Raw genomic sequence first — 3,390 nt, forward strand, 5'->3', positions numbered from 1 at the left:
AGTAATAACAGTAGATTAACGTTATTGTGTTTACTAAAACAGAGTTTTCTTTAAAGTTATTGATGAATTTTAACCTTGATTGGCCTCGTGCCTTTCAAGGTTTCTTTTTTGGTGGGGCTACCCAGTGCCGAATAAACCACTTTACCTCATGATAAACAACATAACCTTTGTTCTACCTATATGAAGTTTTCACGAACGAATTGAGATGTACGTATATAGCGCCCCAATCTAAAATGCGACGATAAAATGTGTAGAGGTATCCCTTTTGATATAATCATAGCTAACAGGAGGGAACGGAACATGAAACGTCGCAAATGGTCAGCAGAGGAAAAAAATGAATATTGTGATGGAGGGGCTGAAGGGGGAACAATCCATCGCCGAGATTTGCCGACAACATAACATTAGCCAGACTCTGTATTACCGTTGGAAAGATGAGTTCATCCAAGGAGGAATGGCTGCCCTTTCGGGTAAACAACGTAAGACAGCAAAAGAAGACGCTGCCGTTCAAGCAAAGTTGGACGAGTATGAGCAACTTATTGGCAAGTTGACTGTAAAACTTTCAAAGCTAAAAAAACGTTCAACATCTGAGTGAAGAGCACTGGGCATTTATCTTTGAGGTAGTGGAAGATTCCCACCTGTCGGTGGAAGAAGTATGCCGTCTTCTTAGCGTGCACAAAAGTACGTTTTACCGTCAAAAAGCAAAGGCAACTTTCGTGCAACCAAGTGCTCGTCAACGACCGAAACAGGCAGTGATTCAAGAGAAAGTGCGTGTTCTTTGTCAACAGCATCCTACCTACGGATATCGTAGAATTTGGGCTTTACTAAAGCGCCAGGGAATCGAAGTAAATCAGAAAACCGTTTACTCTGTGATGAAAGCCGAAGGCTTAACACAAAAGCAAAAGCGATATGAAGCCAAGCGCACCTATCAGCCTGTCGATTTTCAAATCAACTCCTCCAATCAAGTTTGGCATATTGACATGACGAAGATTTGGACAAGTGAGGGATGGAAGTATCTTGTGAGCATCATCGATGCCTATGACCGCCGTATTGTAGCCTGGAGTCTCGACAACTACTGCCGTGATGATGAAGCTATCAGTGTGCTGGAGAAAGCGGTGAATGAAGCTTTTCCATATGGTGTGAGAGAGCAAGGGCTAAAATTAGTGCAGGATAACGGGAGTCAGTTTACCAGTCGTGATTTTGTCTCCACGTTGAAGATATTGGGAATTGAGCAAATTCGAACGTCATACAAGCATCCACAAAGCAACGGAAAGATGGAACGTTGGTATCGCACATTAAAAGAAGAAGAGGTCTGGGCAAACGAATACCAGAACCTAGAAGAAGCGCGAGCTTCCATCGGCACTTATATTACCTTGTATAACGAACAGCGCCCTCATTCCGCTTTGGGATATCGGGCGCCATTGGAAGTATATATGGGAGAATACTCTACAAAAGCTGCTTGATTTTCGTCGCTTTTTGAGGGTAGCATTACATATAAGCTAGATTTACTTTACATTATCAGTTCGTCTATCACTTGTTGAAGCTTCTCAACCAAGCCAATAAATTGTCGTTTTTCTGCTACGCTGGTTCCTTAGTAGGTGATACATCCACATAAGCTTTTTTTATTGCCTCTCTTTTTTGTTTTGAATCTGTTTTTGCATAAATTTCTGGTAACTGCTCAGCCTGTTAATAGACAGCACAAATAGAGGTATTTCAAGGGAAAATACCCCGAAAGTATAAGTAAAGCTAATAAGCAAAAAATTGAATTAGGTTTTTCTCCAATTAATGATAAGCAGTTCAGAGAACATTTTCCACAGTATGATATTAAAGAGCTGTATAATGACACTCTAATTCACCATCATATTGGTGGCGGTGGTCAAGCTGTTGCAGTACCATCTAAATTACATCCTGGCTCGGGTGGCATACACAATGCTGAAAAAGAAGCAGGAGTTTGGGGTAGTGATAGCCAATATGCTGAATTACTAGAAAAATTCTTGAATAAGTAAAGGGTGATATTTTTGTCTATTAAAGAAGCTATGAATCAATATTTCTTATTACGGAAAGAAATTGCTGAGGAGGGATTGGACTTTTTATTTAAGACACCATTCGATGAAGATGTTGATTCCCTTATTTATGTTGGAGAAGTTGACGAGGATGAGTACATTTCATGGAAACCCGTCGAAAAAAAAAGACTTCTATGATTTCAAAACAATGGAAGAGGACTTAGGTATCAGGTTTCATCCGTCCGTTATAGAATATTTTAATTCATACTGGTTTGCAGATTTAGATGGGTTTATTAATGACCATTATATAAAACTAGAGTCGGTTCTGCCAAAGGCAGATATTGAATCTTACAGCAATACTCTTAGAGGATATAAGAATAATCATAATAACAAGCTTGAGAATATTCCTTTGGGGATAGAAGGCAATGGACTTATTGTTGTGGTTGATAACGAAGATGGTTCTGTAAAACTTGAGGACTTCGAAAGAAATACATTCGAAGTAATTTCGGAGAGTATAGAGCAATTAATTACGACTTTACGGTTAAAGAGATAAGCTAATGTTATTATGAATAAGTCGCCTGGTGATGACGTAAAAATCCAATCCTCTCAAGTATATCATTCGGGGGCTACCCAGTACCGAATGAACCCATGATTCAACCAATAACAAAAATAACCTATGCTATACCCGTATAAAGTTTTAGTCATTTCGTTTGTACGCACATAATTGCTTGAATTTTATACCCCAAGTGACGCTATTTCGTTACATCGAACAGGTCGATTATGGTCAGATACCACCATGATTGACCTGTTTTTTGTTATCATTGCTTTCAAACCAAACACTAAATAATTTGATAAACTTTTAAGGATTTATTCCAGCTTGAGCACTGAGGAGGAACGAGCCTTTTTTGCATGCCCAAATCAAAGGAGGGAAAGGAAAATAGCAAAACAAGTACAGGAAGCAGAAGAAAAGCTGTGCTTTATTGCACAGGCACAAGCGGAGTATGAAGCACTAATGGAGGAAGTAAGGGGATATTGCCAGAAGGACCGGGGGTTACGGCGATAGGCGGATGAGTTGAGACATCTGGCAGTGCCGATCCATAAATAGAAACATAAGGAAGTTACTGGAATTTTGATCAGTTGGCTGACCCAAAGGACGGACACCCAAGGCTGGAAATACTTCGTCGGATAGATGATTTACAACGTGAAGCAACTGGACTAAAAGCCAACATAAGCCATATCGAAAGCGTGCTAGCCCGCCAACTAAAGGAACCGGAGGAAGCAGAGCGAGAAGCGGCGTTGATGGTACAACGAGCAAAGGAACGAGTACAGGAAACGGAACAACTATTAGCTTATGAGCTGGCGAAGTTGGCGGATTCAGAAATTAAGCTCC

Annotated in this window: 2 protein-coding genes and 3 pseudogenes; all 5 read left to right on the forward strand. The window is 40.3% G+C overall.

What is annotated here, in order from left to right:
- Positions 1-334: 334 nt before the first annotated feature.
- On the forward strand, positions 335-592 hold the full coding sequence (locus ADA01nite_RS21345) for a helix-turn-helix domain-containing protein (protein WP_146812446.1): 258 nt from the start codon (positions 335-337) through the stop codon (positions 590-592).
- A 28-nt stretch (positions 593-620) separates the two neighbouring features.
- Positions 621-1,460, forward strand: coding sequence for an IS3 family transposase (locus tag ADA01nite_RS21350; RefSeq protein WP_170230415.1), 840 nt, complete (start codon positions 621-623; stop codon positions 1,458-1,460).
- Positions 1,461-1,757: 297 nt separating this feature from the next.
- Positions 1,758-1,868: pseudogene (locus ADA01nite_RS22775) on the forward strand (hypothetical protein); the annotation flags it as partial.
- A gap of 165 nt (positions 1,869-2,033) precedes the next feature.
- Positions 2,034-2,553, forward strand: a pseudogene (locus ADA01nite_RS21360) (SecY-interacting protein Syd).
- Positions 2,554-3,137: 584 nt separating this feature from the next.
- Positions 3,138-3,390: pseudogene (locus tag ADA01nite_RS22395) on the forward strand (hypothetical protein); the annotation flags it as partial.

Source organism: Aneurinibacillus danicus (genome assembly GCF_007991215.1).
Classification (GTDB): Bacteria; Bacillota; Bacilli; order Aneurinibacillales; family Aneurinibacillaceae; genus Aneurinibacillus; species Aneurinibacillus danicus.